At 62.8% G+C, this 19,542-nt stretch carries 17 protein-coding genes; 13 read left to right on the top strand and 4 right to left on the bottom strand.

Going from position 1 to position 19,542, the window contains the following annotated elements; all coding sequences use genetic code 11:
• Positions 1-80: 80 nt before the first annotated feature.
• The 4 genes from NKJ00_RS18960 to NKJ00_RS18945 all read left to right on the top strand — a co-directional run bounded on the left by NKJ00_RS18960 (position 81) and on the right by NKJ00_RS18945 (position 4,151).
• Positions 81-743 carry a haloacid dehalogenase type II gene (locus tag NKJ00_RS18960; protein WP_023812779.1) on the top strand — a complete coding sequence of 221 codons (663 nt, stop codon included), beginning with the start codon at positions 81-83 and terminating at the stop codon, positions 741-743.
• Between the two features lie 171 nt (positions 744-914).
• The gene (locus tag NKJ00_RS18955; protein ID WP_352609874.1) at positions 915-1,739 is read left to right on the top strand and encodes a L,D-transpeptidase; all 825 of its coding nucleotides are present in this window, start codon (positions 915-917) and stop codon (positions 1,737-1,739) included.
• Between the two features lie 121 nt (positions 1,740-1,860).
• Complete coding sequence (locus NKJ00_RS18950) at positions 1,861-2,943, top strand: alpha/beta fold hydrolase (protein ID WP_352441365.1); 1,083 nt, start codon at positions 1,861-1,863, stop codon at positions 2,941-2,943.
• Between the two features lie 158 nt (positions 2,944-3,101).
• Positions 3,102-4,151, top strand: a complete 1,050-nt coding sequence (locus NKJ00_RS18945; RefSeq protein ID WP_352630769.1) for a class I SAM-dependent methyltransferase — start codon at positions 3,102-3,104, stop codon at positions 4,149-4,151.
• A gap of 142 nt (positions 4,152-4,293) precedes the next feature.
• On the opposite strand, the gene NKJ00_RS18940 is transcribed toward NKJ00_RS18945, so the two are convergent.
• Positions 4,294-5,841, bottom strand: coding sequence for a helicase HerA-like C-terminal domain-containing protein (locus NKJ00_RS18940; RefSeq protein ID WP_352609877.1), 1,548 nt, complete (start codon positions 5,839-5,841; stop codon positions 4,294-4,296).
• Between the two features lie 308 nt (positions 5,842-6,149).
• Between NKJ00_RS18940 and NKJ00_RS18935 the strand changes: the two genes are divergently transcribed.
• From NKJ00_RS18935 to NKJ00_RS18920, 4 genes are all read left to right on the top strand, one after another.
• Complete coding sequence (locus tag NKJ00_RS18935; RefSeq protein WP_352609878.1) at positions 6,150-7,592, top strand: methylmalonyl-CoA mutase subunit beta; 1,443 nt, start codon at positions 6,150-6,152, stop codon at positions 7,590-7,592.
• Positions 7,589-9,706, top strand: coding sequence for a methylmalonyl-CoA mutase (scpA, locus tag NKJ00_RS18930; protein ID WP_023812773.1), 2,118 nt, complete (start codon positions 7,589-7,591; stop codon positions 9,704-9,706). The genes NKJ00_RS18935 and scpA overlap by 4 nt, the downstream gene beginning before the upstream one ends.
• A 70-nt stretch (positions 9,707-9,776) precedes the next feature.
• Complete coding sequence (locus tag NKJ00_RS18925) at positions 9,777-10,007, top strand: AbrB/MazE/SpoVT family DNA-binding domain-containing protein (protein WP_023760503.1); 231 nt, start codon at positions 9,777-9,779, stop codon at positions 10,005-10,007.
• On the top strand, positions 10,004-10,390 hold the full coding sequence (locus tag NKJ00_RS18920; RefSeq protein WP_352441313.1) for a type II toxin-antitoxin system death-on-curing family toxin: 387 nt from the start codon (positions 10,004-10,006) through the stop codon (positions 10,388-10,390). The genes NKJ00_RS18925 and NKJ00_RS18920 overlap by 4 nt, the downstream gene beginning before the upstream one ends.
• Here the strand turns inward: NKJ00_RS18920 and greA are convergent.
• Entirely contained in the window at positions 10,387-10,860 is a 474-nt protein-coding gene (gene greA / locus NKJ00_RS18915; protein ID WP_352441314.1) for a transcription elongation factor GreA, read from the bottom strand. The genes NKJ00_RS18920 and greA overlap by 4 nt on opposite strands.
• Before the next feature lie 121 nt (positions 10,861-10,981).
• Between greA and NKJ00_RS18910 the strand changes: the two genes are divergently transcribed.
• On the top strand, positions 10,982-12,358 hold the full coding sequence (locus NKJ00_RS18910) for a TIGR03808 family TAT-translocated repetitive protein (RefSeq protein WP_352441315.1): 1,377 nt from the start codon (positions 10,982-10,984) through the stop codon (positions 12,356-12,358).
• On the opposite strand, the gene NKJ00_RS18905 is transcribed toward NKJ00_RS18910, so the two are convergent.
• A complete protein-coding gene (locus NKJ00_RS18905; protein WP_352441316.1) occupies positions 12,351-13,355 on the bottom strand; it encodes an asparaginase in 1,005 nt (334 codons plus the stop codon). The genes NKJ00_RS18910 and NKJ00_RS18905 overlap by 8 nt on opposite strands.
• Before the next feature lie 25 nt (positions 13,356-13,380).
• Positions 13,381-14,547: an acetyl-CoA acetyltransferase gene (locus tag NKJ00_RS18900; protein ID WP_127292472.1), complete on the bottom strand. Its 1,167-nt coding sequence runs from the start codon at positions 14,545-14,547 to the stop codon at positions 13,381-13,383.
• A 200-nt stretch (positions 14,548-14,747) separates the two neighbouring features.
• Here NKJ00_RS18900 and betI point away from each other — a divergent pair, with 200 nt between their 5' ends.
• From betI to betA, 4 genes are read left to right on the top strand one after another with little or no spacing between them, the layout of a single operon-like run.
• Positions 14,748-15,338: a choline-binding transcriptional repressor BetI gene (gene betI / locus NKJ00_RS18895; RefSeq protein WP_023812766.1), complete on the top strand. Its 591-nt coding sequence runs from the start codon at positions 14,748-14,750 to the stop codon at positions 15,336-15,338.
• The gene (betC, locus tag NKJ00_RS18890; protein WP_352550701.1) at positions 15,335-16,864 is read left to right on the top strand and encodes a choline-sulfatase; all 1,530 of its coding nucleotides are present in this window, start codon (positions 15,335-15,337) and stop codon (positions 16,862-16,864) included. Before betI ends, betC begins: the two co-directional genes overlap by 4 nt.
• The gene (locus tag NKJ00_RS18885; RefSeq protein ID WP_352550703.1) at positions 16,864-17,865 is read left to right on the top strand and encodes a threonine/serine dehydratase family protein; all 1,002 of its coding nucleotides are present in this window, start codon (positions 16,864-16,866) and stop codon (positions 17,863-17,865) included. Before betC ends, NKJ00_RS18885 begins: the two co-directional genes overlap by 1 nt.
• Positions 17,858-19,510 carry a choline dehydrogenase gene (gene betA, locus NKJ00_RS18880; RefSeq protein WP_352550705.1) on the top strand — a complete coding sequence of 551 codons (1,653 nt, stop codon included), beginning with the start codon at positions 17,858-17,860 and terminating at the stop codon, positions 19,508-19,510. Before NKJ00_RS18885 ends, betA begins: the two co-directional genes overlap by 8 nt.
• Positions 19,511-19,542 lie beyond the last annotated feature (32 nt).

Genomic DNA, 19,542 nt, shown 5'->3' with positions numbered 1-19,542 from the left:
GGAGTTTTGTTGAGGCCAGTGCCGGGGCGCAATGCAATCAAAGCTTGCACCTTGTCGCACCTGCCCTCAAAACTGTTGTCATGCAATACGCCGCCTATGTCTTCGACGCCTATGGCACGCTGTTCGACGTGCATGCCGCCGTGCGCCGTCATGCAGACCGGATCGGGCCGGACGGCCAATTGTTGTCCGAGATCTGGCGCGCCAAGCAGCTCGAATATTCCTGGGTGCGCACGCTGATGGGCGCCTATGCCGATTTCTGGCAACTGACCGAACAGGCGCTCGATTTCGCCTTGCGCAAGGTTCCCTCGGCCGACCCCGGTCTCAAGGCGATATTGCTGGATGCCTACTGGCGGCTGGATTGCTATCCGGAAGTGCCGGCCGTGCTCAAGGCGCTCAAGGCTTCGGGAGCGAGGCTGGCGATTCTGTCAAACGGTTCGCCCGAAATGCTGCAGGCAGCGGTCAAATCCGCCGCGCTCGACCAGGTTCTGGATGACATCTATTCCGTCGACAGGGTGCGGCGCTTCAAGACCGATCCGGCTGTCTACGATATGGTCGCCACCGGCTGGCGCCTCTACCCCGGCGCGGTTTCCTTCCAGTCCTCCAACCGCTGGGACATTGCAGGCGCCACCAAATTCGGCTTTCGCACGGTGTGGATCAACCGTTCCAACCAGCCCGAAGAATACCAGGATTTCCCACCGGCCCTTATACTGCCGTCGCTCGAAGCCCTTGTGCCCGGCAGCTAGGAGACCTGTGTCTCTGGCGCCACAGTAGCGGCTCGGTCACAGCTTCGCCTTTGTTTGCCCACGTTCGGGCCAGAATCGGAACCGCCTATCGCCCCAGGTGTTGTCAGGCACCCTGCGGAACTGTCGGCGAATTCACGCTTTGTTGCGATTTGAGACTTAAAGAAGGCAACCATGTCCATAACCGAAATCGAATCTTTTCGCCTGAGCCGTCGCGGCTTTCTCAACGCCGCAGCCCTGGGCGCCGCTTCGATCGCGGTTTCCGCATGCGCCACTACCGGGCCGGGCCCGGTCGAGCCGCCGCCGCCAGCCTATGTCGAACCGACCCTGACCGATTATGTGACGATGTACGCGGCAGTCAGCGACGGCGGCTTCGATTTGCCGGCCATCCCCATCGACAAGATCGATCCGCAGTTCCTGCGTCAGATCGTTCCCGACCCGACGGGACAGAAGCCGGGAACAATAGTCGTCGATACCACCGGCCACTTCCTTTATCTGGTTCGTCCAGGCGGTCAGGCGATACGCTACGGCGTCGGCCTTGGCCGCGCCGGCTTCGAATGGTCCGGCGACGCCGTCGTTCAGTGGAAGCAGAAATGGCCAAAGTGGACGCCGCCGGACGAAATGATAGCCCGCCAGCCGGAATTGAAGCCCTACAGCGCCGACAATGGCGGCATGCCCGGCGGCCTCAAGAACCCGCTCGGCGCACGCGCGCTCTATCTGTTCCAGGGCAATGTCGACACGCTCTATCGTCTGCACGGCTCGCCTGAATGGCGGTCGATCGGCAAGTCGGTATCGTCAGGCTGCGTGCGTCTGATGAACCAGGACATTATCGACCTCTATGATCGCGTGCCCTCGAAGACGCCGGTCGTCGTGACCAGCGACGCCAGCCAACCCATGGTGGCGACGGCCAACCGACAGGCGATCCCGATCGACGCCGGCGTGCCGGACGGTTCGGTGCTACTTGGACCGGTCAAGGCGATTACCAATTCGATCTTCTGAGCAGGCGAAGGGGCGGCGGTTACGACGCTCCTTCACCGGATTGTCTCTCTGAAACGGAACCGATTCTGCATCGGCGGAGACCGGTCTGTCGCGTGGCGGCCCACTGCGATATTCTGTGGTGATGAAACTCAGCCAGAGCATACGGTTCTGCACGTCCGAGGACGGTACCCGCATCGCTGTCGCATCATGCGGGGAAGGCAAGGTGATCGTTCGGGCGGCGCACTGGCTGAGCCATGTCGATTATGATCTCGAAAGCCCGGTTTGGCGGCCATGGCTCCAGGCCCTTTCGGCCCACAACCAGTTTGTGCGCTACGATCCACGCGGTTGCGGTCTGTCGGATCGCCATGTCGCCGACCTCTCGATCGAAGCGTGGCACGCAGACCTGGACGCCGTGACGGCGACCATCGAGCAGCCAAGTTTCGTTCTGCTCGGTCTTTCGCAAGGCGGCGCTCTCAGCATCGCCTATGCGCTGCGGCATCCTGAGCGGGTGTCGCATCTGGTGCTGCTGAATGCCTACGGCCAGGGTGCGAGAGTTCGAGCGCAGACCGAGGCCGAGCGGTTGGAAGCCGAAACACTCGTCAATTTCGTGCGCATTGGCTGGGGACGCGAAAATCCTGCGTTCTGCCAGTTCTTCACCAACCTTTTCATTCCCAACGGGACACAAGAACAGCACCGCTGGTGGGGCGATCTTGAGCGCGTGACGGCAAGCGCCGACGTAGCCGCCCGCCTGCTCTGGCAGATGCAGGGGATCGACGTCCTCGACCTCGCGGTGAAACTCCGCGTCCCGACGTTGATCGCGCACAGCCGCGGGGACATGCGCGTGCCGTTCGATGAAGGCTGCAAGCTTGCCGCAGCGATCCCTGGAGCGCGCTTCCTGCCGCTTGAAAGCAAGAATCATGTTCTCCTGCCGACCGAGCCAGCCTGGAAGGTGTTCCAGGATGAACTCGATGCCTTCCTCGGACATGAGCGGCCCAGGCAGCCGCGCGCAATCCGAGAGGCCGGCCTGACACCTGCCGAGGCGGCGCTTCTGGATCTGGTCAAACAGGGGCTGGACAACCGCGCGATCGCGCAGCGCTTGAGCAAGAGCGTGAAGACCGTGCGCAATCAACTGTCGATGATTTTCAGCAAGCTCGGCGTCCACAGCCGATCGCAGGCAATCGTGATGACGCTGTCCGACAGAGAGCGAGCGCCCCAGCCCGATTGAGTTCCTCGCAGACCACAAATAAGGGACTTCTGTCCCTATTTGCATTCGCTTTCACTTCCCCCACGGGACTGCTGCATCATGCCCATCATCAGAGGGGGTCTCATCCTCGGAATCGGCGGAGCGACAAGCCGTCGTCCGAAGATCAGGAGGAACCCGACATGACGCAACTCAATGAAACCAGGCTCAATGAATTGGTAGGCCGCGTTTTGGGCGACCTTGGTGGTGCGGTCAGCGTGCCGTTGGTTCGGATCGGAGATGCGCTGGGTCTTTACAAAACGCTCAAGGAAATCGGCCCTGCGAAGGCCGACGAACTTGCCGATGCTGCAGGATGCGCGCGTCGCTACGTTCGCGAATGGCTGTCGGCGCAGGCGGCGTCCGGCTACGTGCACTATGAACATGGACGGTTTTCGTTGACGCCCGAGCAGTCATTCGTATTTGCCGAACCCGACAGCCCGGTCCATCTGATTGGCGGGTTCGATACCGCGGCTGCTATGGTCGAGAACCAGCCAAAAGTGGAATCGGCTTTCAAGACCGGGCGAGGCGTTGCCTGGGGCGATCAGGCAGGGTGTCTGTTCTGCGCCGTGTCACGTCTGTTTCGGCCGGGTTATGTCAATGCCCTGGTGAAGGACTGGCTACCGGCGCTTGACGGAGTCGTCGCCACGTTGAAGGCAGGGGCATCGGTGGCCGACGTTGGATGTGGGCACGGTCTGTCGACGATCCTGATGGCGCAGGCGTTCCCCGCCTCCCGCTTCATAGGTTACGACTTCCATCCGGCCTCGATTGCCGCCGCGACCGCGCATGCCCGGTCGCATGGACTGACGAACCTGAATTTCGAGGTCGGCCGGGCCCAGGATTTTGGCGGGCGCGACTTCGATCTGATCACCTGCTTCGACTGCCTGCACGATATGGGCGACCCAAAGGCCGCGGCGGTGCATATTCGCAAATCGCTAAAAGAGGGCGGCACCTGGATGATCGTCGAACCCATGGCGGGAGATACTCTGGAGGAAAATATCAATCCGGTCGGACGGCTGTACTACTCGGCCTCGACGATGATCTGCGTTCCCACATCACTGGCACAGGAGACGGGCCTCGCGCTCGGAGCTCAAGCAGGAGAGAACCGGCTGACGGACGTGATCCGGTCAGGTGGGTTCTCTCGTGTCCGGCGGGCTGCCCAGACCCCACTCAACATGGTGCTCGAAGCGACCTGACGCAGAAAAGGTCGGTTCGGGCCCTCCTCGAACCGGCCAACGTCTTTCCGCCAAAACCGGCTGTCCCAATGCCGCCTATCCGATGCGGCTCCAAGCCACGGGCATTTCGCCAAAGCGGATGCCCCTGCCTCAGATCCGAAGCTCACCGCCCTCTGGAAAGACTGCCCAATATCCCGCGCACGATTGCCCGGCCGACCGACGAGCCGACGGAGCGCACCACGGACTTGATCGCCGCCTCGGCCACGGTCTGGCGGCTGGACGGGCGCGGTGCAGATGTGCGCCTGCCACCGGATCGCGGCGCGGGATCGTCATTGCCGAAGCCCGGAATGGTCCAGCGCGAGCCGCCGCTGCCGGCCTGCTGGGCCTGCTCTTCGGCATCCTGCGCGTCCTTGGCCTTTTTTTGCAGCATTTCGAAAGCCGACTCGCGATCAACGGCCTGATCGTACTGGCCGGCGACCGGGCTTTCCTGGATCAGCTTTTGCCGCTCAGCGGCAGTTATGGGTCCAAGCCGCGAGGATGGCGGGCGGATAAGCGTCCGCTGCACCATGGACGGAACACCCTTGGCCTCAAGCGTCGAGACCAGCGCTTCGCCTGTGGCAAGCTGAGTAATGGCGGTCATGCAGTCAAAATCGGGATTTGGCCGGAACGTCTCGGCTGCCGTCCGGACTGCCTGCTGCTCACGCGGCGTATAGGCGCGCAGCGCGTGCTGGACGCGATTGCCGAGCTGGGCCAGAACCTTTTCAGGGATATCCAAAGGGTTCTGCGTGACGAAATAGACGCCGACGCCTTTCGAGCGGATCAGTCGGACCACTTGTTCGACGCGATCGATCAGCACCTTGGGTGCTTCGTCGAACAGAAGATGCGCCTCGTCGAAAAAGAACACCAGCTTCGGCTTGTCGGGGTCGCCGACTTCCGGCAGCACCTCGAACAGTTCCGACATCAGCCATAGCAGGAAGGTCGCGTAGAGCCGCGGATTCATCATCAGCTTGTCGGCGGCAAGCACGCTGATGGCGCCGCGTCCGTCACGGGTGGTGCGCATGATATCGGCGATACGCAGTGCCGGTTCGCCGAAGAAATTTGCGGCCCCCTGCTGCTCCAGGACCAGCAGCGTGCGCTGGATCGCCCCGACCGATGGCTTCGTCACGTTGCCGTAGCGTGAGCCGATCTCGTCGGCACGCTCGGCGATGTTGGCCAAGAGCGCCTGCAGGTCCTTCATGTCGAGCAGCAGCAGACCTTCCTCGTCAGCCAGGCGGAAGGCGATGTTCATGATGCCTTCCTGCGCCTCGGTCAGGTTCATCAGACGCGACAGCAACAACGGCCCCATCTCCGAAACCGTGGCGCGGATCGGATGACCCTGCTCGCCGAACAAGTCCCAGAAGATAACGGGGAATTCCTGGAAGTCATAAGGATCGAGCTTGACCTGTTCGGCCCGCTTGACGAGGAAATCCTGTGCCGTGCCCATCATCGCGATGCCCGACAGGTCCCCCTTGATGTCAGCGCAGAACACCGGCACGCCGGCGTTGGAAAATCCTTCGGCCAGGATCTGCAAGGTGACTGTCTTGCCGGTACCGGTGGCGCCCGTCACCAGGCCATGACGATTCCCATATTGCAGCAACAGCTGCTCGGCACGCTGATAGCTGTCGTCGGGCTTGCGGCTGGCGCCGATGAAAATACTGGTGTTGTCAGCCATATGCACGGTCTCCGCAAACTGATGTCTAAAGCCAGTGGCCTTGCCGCAGGTATAGTGAGGCCATTGCACAGCGACAATGCCATTCGTCCAAATCGGGGCCATTCGTCCAAATCCGGGCCATTCGTTCAAATCGGGTTTTTGGAGCTTGCGGATTTTGCCGCTGTTTGGCAATCGTCGTCCACGCGGACTGACCTATATCTGATGGATCGAATCCGGTCTCTGGAAGCGCATTGCATTGCGATATCGGACCGGGGACCGTAGACTGAACCACTCCCGGCTGGTGCGGCCGCATGAAACGAGGAGGACGGATGGGCGCCGGAGCCTTGATCCAGGACGTGGAACCCGAGAACGCCGAGCGCCAGCGATGGCTCGCCTTGGCGGAAAAGGCATTGGCAGGCGCTTCCTTCGAGGAAAGGCTGGTCTCGCACAGCGACGACAACATCCGTATCGAACCGCTCTACGACCGCAGCACCGCGGCGGAACCGATCGTGCGCGCAAACCCGAAATCGCCATGGATCGTCAGCCAGCGAGTCGACGATCCCGACATCAACCGCGCCAGAAGCCAAGCGCTGGAGGATGTTGCACAAGGTGCCACGGGATTGTCGCTGGTCTTCGAAGGGGCGCCGAACGCGTTCGGATACGGCTTGCCGAGAACGGCGGAGGCGTTGGAGGCGGTGCTGGACGGCATACCGCTCAACCGCATCCAGGTTCGCATCGACGCCCATCCCTGGAGCCGCGCCGTGGCCGACTGGCTGGTCGCTTTCCTGAGCAAGCGGCGGTCGGACCCGGCAAAACTCAACCTCTCCTTCGGCATCGATCCAGCGGCGATCTTCGCGGGAACCGGTCGGCTGCGCATGTCTATCGAGGCGCTGCAGGCCTCCATGCCGCAGTCGCTGGCGCATTTCTTCGCGATGGGCGTTCCGGGCGTGCTGCTGGAAGCTGACGGGCGCGTGTTCCACAATGCCGGCGCCACGGAAGCGCAGGAACTTGGCATCATGCTGGCTTCGGCTGTCTCCTATCTCAGAATGTTCGAGACGGCGCGGCAGCCGCTTGTCTATGCTGCGCCTCATATCGGTTTTGCACTCAGCGTCGACCAGGACCAGTTGCTGTCGATAGCCAAGATGCGGGCGCTGCGCAGGCTCTGGGCGCGGGTGCAGGAGGCTTGTTCGATCCCGACATCCACGGCCAGTATCCATGCCGAGACGTCGTTTCGCATGATGACGGCGATGGACCCGGAGACCAACATCCTGCGCACCACCATTGCATGCTTTGCTGCGGCGTGCGGCGGCGCCGATTCGATCTCCATCCTGCCGCACACGATCGCGCATGGTCTGCCGGCGGGTTTTGCACGTCGTGTTGCCCGCAACACGCAGCTGATCATGGCCAATGAAAGCCATATCGATCATGTCGCCGATCCCGCCTATGGTTCCGGCGCTGTCGAGGCGCTGACCATGGAATTGTGCGAGCTGGCCTGGGCGGAATTGCAGACGATCGAAGCCGAGGGCGGTGTCCTGTCCAGCCTTCAGGACGGACACATCCAGAAGCGCGTCCACGCAGCGGCGGAGCAGCGCAATGCAGCCTACCGCACAGGTGAACGGGCCATCATCGGCACCACGCTCTATCCATCAAAAGACGAACGCCCGGTCGAGACGCTGGCGGCGGAACGGCGACCGGCCTTCACCGAAGGCGTTGCCGTCTGCGAGCCGCTGTTTCCAGTCCGCATCGACCAATCGATCGGAGCCGGCTCTTGATCCCGGACTTCGGCCAGATCGGCTGGATCCCGCCACGCCGCACGCCTGTCGAGGTCAAAGGCCAGCGGACCACGCCGGAAGGGCTCATTGCCAAGCATCTGTACAATCAAAGCGATCTCAAGGGGCTGCCGCATCTCGACACCTATCCCGGCCTGCCGCCCTTCGTGCGCGGCCCCTACCCGACCATGTATGTCCAGCAGCCCTGGACGATCCGGCAATATGCCGGTTTCTCGACGGCCGAAGATTCCAACGCTTTTTACCGACGCAACCTTGCCGCCGGCCAGAAAGGGTTGTCGGTCGCCTTCGATCTCGCCACGCATCGCGGCTATGACAGCGATCATCCGCGCGTTGCCGGCGATGTCGGCATGGCGGGCGTCGCCATCGATTCCATCCTCGACATGCGGCAGCTCTTCGACGGCATTCCGCTCGACGAGATGACGGTATCGATGACGATGAACGGCGCGGTGCTGCCGATCATGGCGCTTTACATCGTCGCTGCGGAAGAACAAGGCGTTGCGCAGAAGGATCTCGCCGGGACCATTCAGAACGACATTTTGAAGGAATTCATGGTCCGCAACACCTACATCTATCCGCCGAAACCTTCGATGCGGATCGTGTCGGACATCTTCTCATACACATCGAAGAACATGCCGAAGTTCAATTCGATATCGATCTCCGGCTATCACATGCAGGAGGCCGGCGCGACGGCCGACCTTGAGCTCGCCTACACGATCGCCGATGGCATCGAGTATGCCCGCGCCGGCGTCGCGGCGGGCCTCGACATCGACCGCTTTGCGCCTCGCCTGTCCTTCTTCTGGGCCATCGGCATGAATTTCTTCATGGAAGTCGCCAAGCTGCGGGCTGCGCGCCTGTTGTGGGCGACCCTGATGCAGAAGAATTTTTCGCCCAAGGACGAGCGCTCGCTGTCGCTGCGCACCCATTGCCAGACTTCTGGCTGGTCGCTGACGGCGCAGGATCCCTACAACAACATCATCCGCACCATGATCGAGGCGATGGCTGCAACGCAGGGCCATACCCAGTCGCTGCACACCAATTCCTTCGACGAGGCGATGGCGCTGCCGACCGACCATTCGGCGCGGATCGCCCGCAACACGCAGCTCATCCTGCAAAAGGAATCCGGCACCACGCGCATCATCGACCCGTGGGGCGGTTCGGCCTATCTCGAACGGCTGACGCATGATCTGGCGGCGCGCGCCCTTGCCCATATCGAGGAGGTCGAGGCGCTCGGCGGCATGGCCGCTGCGACCGAACAGGGCATACCCAAGCTGCGCATCGAGGAAGCCGCCGCACGCACGCAGGCGCGCATCGATTCCGGTGAGCAGATGCTGGTCGGCGTCAATGCCCATCGGCCCGAGTCCGACATCGAGGTCGACGTGCTGAAGATCGACAATGCCGAAGTCAGGGCGCGGCAATTGTCGAAGCTGCAACGGCTGAAGGGCACGCGCGACGTCGCCGCCGTCGAAAGCGCGCTCGATGCGCTGACCCGTGCCGCGCAAGGCAATGAAAACCTGCTGGAATTCGCCATCCGAGCCGCGCGCGCCAATGCCACGGTCGGCGAGATTTCATTCGCGTTGGAAAGGGCGTTTGGGCGCCACGTCGCCACGGTGCAGACCATTTCCGGGGTCTATCGCAAGGCGCTTGGCGATCATCCCGTGGTCGAGGGTCTGCAGGACAAGCTTGACGCCTTCGAGAAGAAGACCGGCGGCAAGCCGCGCATCCTGGTCGCCAAGATGGGTCAGGACGGCCACGACCGTGGCCAGAAGGTCATCGCCACGGCCTTCGCCGATCTCGGCTTCGACGTCACCGTCGGCGCGATGTTCCAGACACCGGATGAGATCGCCAGGCTGGCGGTCGCACAGGACGTCCACATCGTCGGCGCCTCGTCGCTGGCGGCGGGACATCTGACGCTGATCCCCGAACTACGTGACGCGCTGAAAAAGCTCGGCCGCGGCGACATGCTGATCGTCGCCGGCGGCGTCATCCCGCCGCAAGACTATGACGCGGTGCGGCAGGCGGGAGCTGCCGAGATCTTCCCGCCGGGCACGGTCATACCGGAAGCAGCGGATCGTTTGTTGGACCGGCTGCTGGCCTAGACTTGTTATAATATCTGTTGCAACTTCTCGCCGGTCGAGTTATAATCTGCGTTGCAACAGGATATCTGTCATGAACACGACCATTCGCAAGATCGGCAATTCCGAGGGTGTGATCCTGCCCAAGGAGTTGCTCGATCGTCTGAACATGAAGGCAGGCGACAGCATCGTCATCGTTCAGGAAGGTGAAGAGCTTCGTTTGCGTCGCACCGAAGACAGCGCCGAGGAATTCGAGCGTAAGATGAAGATCGCACGCGAGCGGATGAAAAAGTACGAGGTTGCCTACCGTGCGCTCGCGAAATGACCGAGCATCATTTGAGGGAGTTCGTGGAGTCGCTTCACGCTGAGCAGTTGCGCCTGCACGGCGGGGCGGCAGGCATACGTGATGAAGGCATGCTGGAGTCGGCGCTCTCCCGTCCACAGCAGCGAGAGATTTATGGCGATCCGGATCTTTGCGAACTGGCGGCGGCATACCTGTTCGGCATCGCCAAAAATCATCCGTTCGTTGACGGCAACAAACGTACTGCCTTTGCAGCGGCCGATCTGTTTCTTTATTTCAACGGATTGAGCGTCGAGGCCGACCAGCAGGACGTCATTCAACTGGTCTTGATGGTCGCTGCTGGCGAGATCGATGAAACTGGAGCCGCGGCTTTCTTCCGCGACCATGTCGTCAAGCTCGAGGATTAGCTCTCGGACAGCTTGACGATTTCCCATTCCTTGCCGTTGACGCTGGCCAAGTCGCCGACCTTCTTGCCGAACAGGGCCATGGCCATCGGCGAAACATGCGAAATGCTACCCTTGGCCGGATCGGCTTCGTCCTCGCCGACAATTTTCCAGTGCACCTTCCTGCCGTCGTCGCCTTCGATCGTGACGCCCATGCCGAAGCGCACCACGTCGCTGCCCGGCTCCGGTGCGGAGAGTTCGGCGCTTTCACGCCGGGCGGTCCAATAGCGCAGGTCGCGCGACACGACCGCGATGCGCTCGCGGTCGGCTTTGCGCTCGGCCTTCGCCAGTATGTCGCGCAGATCGGCAAGATTCTCGTCGATCATCGCCAGGCCGCGTTCCGTCACCAGATTGCGATGGTGGCTGACTGGCCGTTCACCTACACCGGCAATGGCATTTTCGCTGTCTTCCTCGCGGGTGAAAGCTCTGCTCATTTCCTGAACTTAGGCCCGCAGAGGCTGCTCGACAAGCCATTGTCGCGCGCTCGGCAGGAGAGACAGAACGGCTGGCACGATTCCTGCGATAAGCAGGCTTGAACGCTGGGATTCTGTGCCGATGTTGAACAGACGAACGCTGCTGACCGGGACCGCCGGCTTTGCCGTCATGGGGCTTGCGCTTGGCAAGGCGGTGGCCGCAAACCTGACTGGCATCGAGAAAGCCTCGATCCGCGGCTCGATCAATGCCACCGACCTCGGCGTGCAGCCCGGCACATCAGACGATCAGAGCAAGGCCTTCGCCAAACTCCTGCGTGACGCAAACAGCCGCGACATGCCGATATTCCTGCCGCCCGGCACCTATGTCGTCTCCAATCTTTCGCTGCCCGGCCGCGTGCGTCTTTCCGGCGTGCCGGGCGCGACGCGCATCGTTTACGGCGGTGACGGCCACCTGTTCATGGCCGAACAGGCCGACCATATCGAACTTAGCGGTCTGGTCTTCGATGGTTCGAACCGCACGATGGGCGATTACACGCAAGGGCTGCTCGATCTGCGCCGTATCGCGCACCTCGCCATCGACAATTGCCAGATCACCGGCAGCGGCAAGAACGGACTGGCGCTGGAACATGCGGCGGGCGGGGTCGAGCGCAGCGAGATATCGGGTGCCGCCGATGCCGGCATTTACTCGGTCGAGGCTGGCGGGCTGTCTATCACGGGCAACACCGTCTCCGATTGCGCCAATGGCGGCATCCTCGTGCACCGCTGGCAGGCGGCGGAAGACGGCACCATGGTCACCGGCAACCGCGTCCAACGGATCCAGGCACGCGGCGGCGGAACCGGGCAGAACGGCAACGGCATCAATGCCTTTCGCGCCGGCAATGTCGTCATCTCGGGCAACATCGTCTCGGACTGCGCCTTCTCGGCGATCCGGGCCAACAGCGCCAGCAACCTGCAGATATCGGGCAACACCTGCTCGCGCTCGGGCGAAACGGCGGTCTATTCCGAATTCTCGTTCGAAGGCGCCATCATCAGCAACAACATCGTCGACGGTGCCGCCAACGGCATCTCGATCGTCAATTTCAACGAAGGCGGCCGCATGGGCGTCTGCTCGGGCAACATTGTGCGCAATCTGTCGACCAGCGGCCCCTACCCCGCCGACTCGCCAGGGTTTGGCGTTGGCATCGGCGTCGAAGCCGACACAACCGTTTCCAACAACGTCATCGAGAACACGCCGCTCTATGGCATGCAGATCGGCTGGGGCCCGTACCTGCGCAATGTCGTCGCCACCGGCAACATCATTCGCAAGGCCGGAACCGGGATCGTCGTATCCGTGGTCGAGGGCGCCGGTACGGCCATCATTTCAGACAATGTCATCGACGGTGCGCTGAACGGCGCCATTGTCGGCCAGCGCTGGGCCGAACCGGCGACTGGCGATCTCACGTCATCGGACAATACCGGCTATGCGCATCTGACCGTCGAGCGCAATCACGTCAGTTGAGGGCTGCTGTCGGCCTCAGCGCCCCGACCTTGGCACCGTTGCGGTTTTCGATGGGCGTGTTTGCCAATTCGCTCAGCTTGAACGCCAAGGCCTCGTCGGCGCGCAACAGTTTGGCAAGGACGGCGGCAGCCATGGCTTCACCGGCGCGGCCGGCGCCATCGTCGCATTTGAGCGCGATGCCGAGACCGAGCTCCGGAATTGCGGCACAATGGACGCCCTCGGCGCCGCCTTTGGTGAAAATCCGCCCTGGTGCGGCCTGCATCAGCGCGACGTCTTCGCGGCCGCTGCCGGCAACCAAGAAGGGCTCGGCCATGCAGGCGGAAAGCAGCCGCTTTGCAGCCTTGGCTCGCTCTGGGCCAAAACCTGATGTCGTGGCCATGCGGGCAAAGCCGAGCGCGAAGCTCCTGAGCGGCACCGCATAGGTTGGGATCGAACAGCCATCGATGGCTCGCTGGTCCTCACCATGGACAGCGCCCGTGACCGACTGCATGGCATCGCGCACCATCTCCTGCAGGCCGTGTCCCGGCTTGACATAGCCGCGATGTGCAATGCCGGCGTGGACGCAGGTGCAGAGGAAGCCGGAATGCTTGCCGGAACAATTGTTGTGCAATGCGTTCGGCGAGCCGCCGCCGCGGGCGAGTGCAATCTCAGCATCATGATTGGACGGCCAATGCGTGCCGCATTCGAGAGCCGAACCGTCCAGCCCGGCCTTGGCCAGCATGGATCGCGCCAGTTCGACATGGGCCGGCTCGCCCGAATGGGACGCACAGGCAAGCGCCAGTTCGCGGTTGCCGAAACCATAGGCATCGGCCGCCCCGCTTTCGACCAGCGGCAATGCCTGGATCGCCTTGACCGCCGAGCGCGGAAACACCGGCTTGGCCGTGTCGCCGATCTCCCAGACAGGCTTGCCGTCGCCATCGAAGACCGCGACTGAGCCGCGATGCGCGCTCTCGACGACCGCGCCGCGCAACACTTCGATCAGAACCGGATTTGTCATGAACCCTCCCGTAAATGCGGGCGGTTTATCTGATCCGGTCGAGAATGGAAACGTAGTTGGCCACCGCCGCACCGCCCATGTTGAAGATGCCGCCAAGTTTTGCGCCCGGCACCTGGATGCCGCCGGCCTCGCCGACAAGCTGCATGGCGGTCAAGACATGCATGGACACGCCCGTGGCGCCGATCGGATGGCCCTTGGCCTTCAGCCCGCCGGATGGATTGACCGGCAGGCGACCATCCCTAGCCGTTGTGCCGTCCAGCGCCAGCTTGGCCCCCTCTCCCGGCTTGGCAAGGCCCATCGCCTCATATTCAATCAGTTCGGCAATGGTGAAGCAGTCATGCGTTTCGACGAAGGAGAGATCGTCGAGCGTCACGCCGGCGTTCTTGAGCGCCCGGGTCCAGGCCTGTTCGCAGCCTTCGAAGGTCAGGATGTCGCGCTTCGACATCGGCAGGAAATCCTGCACATGCTCGTTGGCGCGGAAGGCAACGGCACGGCGCATCTTCAGTGCCGTCGCGGTGTCGGCGAGGATAAGGGCGGCAGCGCCATCGGAGACCAGCGAGCAATCGGTGCGCTTCAGCGGGCCGGCAACGAACGGGTTCTTCTCGCTCTCCTGGCGGCAGAACTCATAGCCGAAATCCTTGCGCATCTGCGCATAGGGATTATCGACGCCGTTCTTGTGGTTCTTGGCGGCAATCATGGCCAGCGCATCCGACTGGTCGCCGTAGCGCTGAAAATAGGCCTGCGCGATCTTGCCGAAGACGCCAGCGAAACCCGCCGGTGTCTCGCCGTCCTCGGGCAGATAGGACGCCTTGAGCAGGTTTTTGCCGATCTCCGGCCCCGGCGTTGTCGTCATCTGCTCCGCGCCGACCACCAGCACGATGCGAGCGGCATTGGCGTCGATGGCACGGATGCCCTGGCGGACCGCCGCCGATCCGGTGGCGCAAGCGTTTTCGACGCGCGTCGCCGGCTTGAAGCGCAGCCGGTCGTCGGCCTGAAGCACCAGGCTGGCGGTGAAATCCTGCGCCGAAAAGCCGGCATTGAAGTGGCCGAGCACGATCTCGTCGACCTCGTCCGGACCAATGCCGGCATGGTCGAGCGCGTCCGTAGCGACCTTGACGATGAGGTTTTCGAGCGTTTCGCCCTCAAGCTTGCCGAAGCGCGAATGCGCCCAGCCAACGATGCATGCGGTCATGGCGGTCTCCATCCTTGGCGCCAGCCTAGCATGTGGGCCACGGCGCATTTCGCCTCTATTGTTCAAATCTAAACAATCCTGCTCGCCTCGTGAAGGGCTGGAACCAGACAATCGCTTGGTACAGGCGACGCCAGTGCTGATTTTTTTGTTGATTGACCCGTCAATAAAAAATAATCCTTCTCGAAAGGGATCATTGCAAGATGCCGAAAATCGGAATGGAACCGCTGCGCCGCAAGGCGCTTATCGACGCGACGATCTCGGCGATCGGCGAGCGCGGCTCGCTCGACGTGACCATGTCCGAAATCGCCGGGCGCGCAGGGGTTTCGTCGGCCCTTGCCCATCACTATTTCGGCGCCAAGGACGAGCTGCTGCTGGCAACGATGCGCCACATCCTGGCCGAACTGACCGCCGACACGTTGCGCGCCCTTGGTTCGGCCAACACCGCGCGCGAGCGCGTCTCGGCGGTGGTCGCCGTCAATTTCTCCGACATCCAGTTCCAGCCGGAAACCATCGCCGCCTGGCTCGCCTTCTATGTCGAGGCGCAGAAATCATCGGCGTTGCGCCGACTGCTCAGGGTCTATGCGCGGCGACTGCATTCGAACCTGATGAGCGGGCTTGTCGGCATCTTGCCCAGAGCCGAAGCCGACCGCGCCGCCGAAGCGACAGCGGCGATGATCGACGGGCTCTACATCAGGCGGGCGCTGAAGGACGGCGTGCCTGATGCCGCGACCGCGATCGCGCTGGTCGAGGACTATCTCGAAACCAAACTTGGCGAGCGGCGCAAACAGTGACAATTAAGCGATCCAATTTCCTGATCGTCATGGTCGATCAGCTCAACGGAACCCTGTTTCCGGACGGGCCGGCGGAGTTTCTGCACGTACCGCACCTGAGGGCGTTGGCCGCACGTTCGGCGCGCTTTGCCAACAACTACACGGCGTCGCCGCTCTGCGCGCCGGGCCGTGCCTCGTTCATGAGCGGGCAATTGCCGTCGCGCACCGGCGTCTATGACAATGCCGCCGAATTCGCCTCATCGATCCCGACCTTCGCCCATCATCTGCGCTCTGCCGGCTACTACACCTGCCTGTCGGGCAAGATGCATTTCGTCGGGCCGGATCAGCTGCACGGTTTCGAGGAGCGGCTGACCACCGACATCTACCCGGCCGATTTCGGCTGGACGCCGGACTACCGCAAGCCCGGCGAGCGTATCGACTGGTGGTATCACAATCTGGGCTCGGTGACGGGCGCCGGCGTCGCCGAGATCACCAACCAGATGGAGTATGACGACGAGGTCGTGTTCCTGGCCACACAGAAGCTCTATCAGCTTTCGCGCGAACAGGATGATGCGAACCATCGGCCCTGGTGCCTCACCGTATCGCTGTCGCACCCGCACGATCCCTATGTCGCGCGCAAGCAGTATTGGGATCTTTACGAGCACTGCCAGGCGCTGGACCCGGAAACCGGGTTCATCGCGCATGACGAGCAGGATGCGCACTCCCGGCGGCTATACCACGCCAGCGACTATCCTTCTTTCGAGATCACGCCGGAACAGGTGCGTCGTTCGCGGCAGGGCTATTTCGCCAACATCTCCTATGTCGACGACAAGCTGGGCGAGATCCTGAACGTTCTCGAGCGCACCCGCATGGCCGACGACACAATCGTCCTGTTCTGCTCGGACCACGGCGACATGCTCGGCGAGCGCGGCCTGTGGTTCAAGATGAGCTTCTTCGAGGGCTCGGCGCGGGTGCCGCTGATGATTGCCGGCAAGGGCGTGCCAGCCGGGCTGATCGAGGCGCCGGTTTCCAATCTCGACGTGGCGCCGACGCTTTGCGACCTCGCCGGCGTCGACATCGCTGCGATCGCACCATGGACGGACGGCCAGTCGCTGCTGCCGCTCACCGAGGGCATTGAGCGCACCGCGCCGGTGTTGATGGAGTATGCGGCCGAAGGGTCCAATGCGCCTTTGGTGGCGCTCCGCGACGGCAGATACAAATTCGTCCATTGCGAACTCGACCCGCCACAACTGTTCGATCTCGAAGCCGACCCGCTCGAGCGAAACAATCTGGCCGACGATCCGGCCAATGCGGGCCTGGTGGCGGCATTCATGGACAAGGTCCAGGCGCGCTGGGACATGGCCGGCTTCGACGCCGCTGTCCGCGAAAGCCAGGCGCGCCGCTGGGTCGTCTATCCGGCGCTGCGCAACGGCGCCTATTACCCCTGGGATTTCCAACCCCTGCAAAAAGCGTCCGAGCGCTACATGCGCAATCACATGAACCTCGACAATCTCGAAGAGAGCAAAAGGTATCCGCGAGGCGAATGATGTCAGACCTTCTCGTTCCCTCCCTCGACCACCTCAAGCAGGCCTATGCCGTTACATCCAGGGCGACACAGATCACGCCGCTGCTGGAATCGGCGGCACTGGCCCGAGAGACGGGGGCGGCCCGCGTCTTCATCAAGCCGGAATCGCTGCAATGGGCCGGCTCATTCAAGGTGCGCGGCGCCTATTGGCGGCTGGAACAGCTTTCGCCCGACGAGGCCAGGAAAGGCGTCGTCGCCTACTCCTCCGGCAATTTCGCTCAAGGGCTGGCGGCCGCCGGCCAGGCGCTCGGCATTCCCGTCACCATCGTCATGCCGATCGACGCACCGGCCGCCAAGCGTGACGCCACGGAGGGCTATGGCGCCCGCGTCGTGCTGACCGACCATGGCGAGCGCGCGCGCGAGGAAGTCGCGGCCGCCAAGGCGCGCGAGATCGCCGAGACCGAAGGCTTGGCCCTGCTGCATCCGTTCGACGATCCGGAAATCGTCGCCGGCCAGGCGGGCGCCGGCCTCGAAGCGCTCCACCAACTCGAAGCCAAAGGTGCTAGCGCTGGTCTTTTGTTCTGTTCGGTCGGTGGCGGCGGGTTGATCGGCGGCGTTTCGCTCGCCTTCCACTATCTGTCGCCCGCCACTGAGATCATCGGCGTCGAACCGGAAGGTTTCAACGGCATGGGCTCGTCGCTGGCGCATGGCGCCATCGAGACGATGCCAATCGGGCCGAAATCGATCTGCGACGGACTGATGTCGCGACGGCCAGGCGACGCGCCGTTTGCCGCGGTGAAGACGGCAGGTGTTCGCGGCATCACCGTCGACGACGCGTCTGTCCGCCGGGCGATGCGGATCGCCTTCGAACGCATGAAGCTGGTGCTCGAACCGTCGGGGGCGGCGTCACTCGCCGCACTGCTCGGCGGCAAGGTGGATGTGAAGGACAAGATCGTCCTTGTTGTGGCTACCGGCGGCAATGTCTCGCTCGCCGACTTTATGGCGCATATGAACCATGCTTGAAGCAGATTTCGTCATCATCGGCTCCGGCTCGTCCGGCTCGGCCATGGCCTATCGCCTGTCGGAGGACGGCAAGCATTCGGTCATCGTCATCGAATTCGGCGGGACCGATATCGGGCCGCTGATCCAGATGCCGTCGGCACTGTCGATCCCGCTCAACATGAGCCTCTACGACTGGGGCTTTGCCAGCGAGCCGGAGCCGCATCTCGGCGGCCGCGTGCTGGCGACGCCGCGCGGCAAGGTCATCGGCGGCTCGTCTTCGATCAACGGCATGGTCTATGTGCGCGGCCATGCCCGCGACTTCGACCATTGGGCCGAAGAGGGTGCGGCCGGCTGGAGCTTCGCCGACGTGCTCCCCTATTTCAAGCGCATGGAGGACTCGGATGGCGGCGAGGATGGCTGGCGCGGTCACGGCGGGCCGCTGCATGTGCAGCGCGGCTCGCGTAAAAATCCGCTCTACGGCGCCTTCGTCGAGGCTGGCCGCCAGGCCGGGTTCGAGCTGACCGACGACTATAACGGCTCCAAGCAGGAAGGTTTTGGGCCGATGGAGCAGACCATCAGTGGCGGTCGCCGCTGGTCGGCGGCATCGGCCTATCTGAAACCGGCGCTGAAGCGCAAAAATGTGAGTCTGGTCAAGGGCTTTGCGCGGCGGGTGATCATCGAGAATCAACGCGCCATCGGCGTCGAGATCGAAGCTCTCAAACAGATTCAGGTCGTTAAGGCGCGACGTGAGGTGATCGTTGCCGCATCATCGATCAACTCGCCCAAGATCCTGATGCTGTCCGGCATCGGCCCGGCCGAGCATTTGCGCGAAAACGGCATTGCCGTGGTGGCCGACAGACCCGGCGTCGGCCGCAATTTGCAGGACCATATGGAGCTCTACATCCAGCAGGAATCATTGCTGCCGATCACGCTCAATTCGGTGCTGAATCCGTTCTCGAAAGCGCTCATCGGCGCGCAGTGGCTGTTCCTCAAGACCGGGCTTGGCGCCACCAACCATTTCGAAGCGGCGGCCTTCGTGCGCTCGCGCGCCGGCGTCGACTACCCCGATATCCAGTACCATTTCATCCCTGCGGCTGTCCGTTATGACGGCAAGGCGGCGGCCAAGTCGCACGGCTTCCAGGCGCATGTCGGGCCGATGCGCTCGAAGTCGCGCGGCTCGGTGACGCTGCGCTCGCCGGACCCGAAATTGAAGCCGGTGATCCACTTCAACTACATGTCGCATCCTGACGACTGGGCGGAGTTCCGCCACTGCATCCGGCTGACGCGCGAGATCTTCGGCCAGTCGGCGTTCGACCCCTATCGGGGCAAGGAAATATCGCCTGGCAGCCACGTGCAGTCGGACGACGATCTCGACATCTTCATCAGGGATCACGCAGAGAGCGCCTACCATCCTTGCGGCACCTGCAAGATGGGCCGCGCCGACGACATGATGAGTGTCGTCGATCCGGAGTGCCGGGTCATCGGCGTCGAAGGATTGCGGGTCGCCGATTCCTCGATCTTCCCGCGCGTCACCAACGGCAATCTCAATGGGCCCTCGATCATGACCGGCGAAAAGGCTTCCGACCACATCCTTGGCCGCACGCCGCTGGCGCCGTCCAACCAGGAACCATGGATCAATCCGCGCTGGCAGGTCGCGGATCGATAGGGCATTGTCGAACGGACTTGGTAGCGAATACA

Origin of the sequence: Mesorhizobium sp. M0227 (genome assembly GCF_040321855.1) — a bacterium.
In the GTDB taxonomy this organism is placed as follows: domain Bacteria; phylum Pseudomonadota; class Alphaproteobacteria; order Rhizobiales; family Rhizobiaceae; genus Mesorhizobium.
The sequence above is the reverse complement of the archived record's forward strand: the minus strand, read 5'-3'. Positions and strand labels throughout refer to the sequence as shown.